This window comes from Kineococcus siccus, assembly GCF_009906795.1.
GTDB classification, from domain to species: domain Bacteria; phylum Actinomycetota; class Actinomycetes; order Actinomycetales; family Kineococcaceae; genus Kineococcus; species Kineococcus siccus.
In genome coordinates this window covers 1-958 of record NZ_JAAALN010000411.1, presented here as the reverse complement: position 1 = coordinate 958, position 958 = coordinate 1, and the positions used below count along the sequence as shown (strand labels likewise).

At 81.2% G+C, this 958-nt stretch carries 1 protein-coding gene; it reads left to right on the top strand.

All coding sequences use genetic code 11. The features are described 5' to 3' along the window. Window positions 1-140: 140 nt before the first annotated feature. Window positions 141-944 (top strand): hypothetical protein, encoded by an 804-nt coding sequence (locus tag GTR02_RS21860; protein WP_166609563.1) that lies wholly within the window; start codon window positions 141-143, stop codon window positions 942-944. Window positions 945-958: the final 14 nt, after the last annotated feature.

Sequence of the window (958 nt, the reverse complement as noted above, 5' to 3'; positions counted from 1 at the left end):
GTCCAGCCCGCCGTCGTCCAGCGCTCCGTCGTCCAGCCCGCCGTCGTCCAGCCCTCCGCCGTCCAGTCCCCTGAGCCGGAGCCGGCCGCACCGCCTCGGCCCACCGCGGTGGACCACGCGCTGTACCGCCGGCCGACGTCGTGAGCCACGACGACGCCCACCCCGCTCCCGACGACGCCCCCGAGGGTCCCGCGGAGCGCGGTGCCCCGGCGGGGTCCTGGGGCGCCTGGCTGCTGGTGCTCGCCACGGCCGCCCCGGTCGTGCTGTGGGCGGACACGGCCCGCCGCCTCCTGGGCTCGGGGGTCCGCACACCGCTCGAGCGGTTCCTGGGGGTGCCGGAGCGCACGTCGTTCACGGCCCGCTGGGAGTCACTGCTGACGACGGCGCCGCCGTCCGCAGCGCTCCTCTGCAGCGCGGCGGGAGCCGCGGCGCTGGCGGCGCTCGCCCTCGCCGGCCGGCCCGCCCTCCTCGTGCCGGTGGGCGTGGTGCGCCGGGCCGCCGCCGCCGTGGCCGGGCTGACCGCCGTGGTCGCCACGGCGGTCGTCGTCGCGATGCTCGCCTACCTCGCGCAGCCGGCCGAGGACGGCACCCCCTCGCGCAGCGGGTTCCCCCAGGGTCTCCTGGAGGTCCCCGCCGCGGCCCCCGTCGTGGGCGTCGCCGTCTTCCTCGCGGTGCTCGCGTCGCTGGCGACGGTGGTCCTGGTGCGCCCGGCCGGTCCGGCGGCGGCCGGGGCGCCCGCCGCCGCGCCGTCGGAGGTCGACGCGCGGGCCACGGAGGACCGGCCCGCCGGACCCGGCCACCCGGTCGCCGACCCGCGGCCGCTGCTCGCCGAGGCCCCGCGGGAGGACCCGCAGGCGGACCCGCGGGCGGACGGGGCACTGCCGCCCGCGCAGCTGCCGCGACCGGACGCGGACGAGCTGGCGCGGTACCGGCGACCCCGCTGACCCCGACCCCGCTC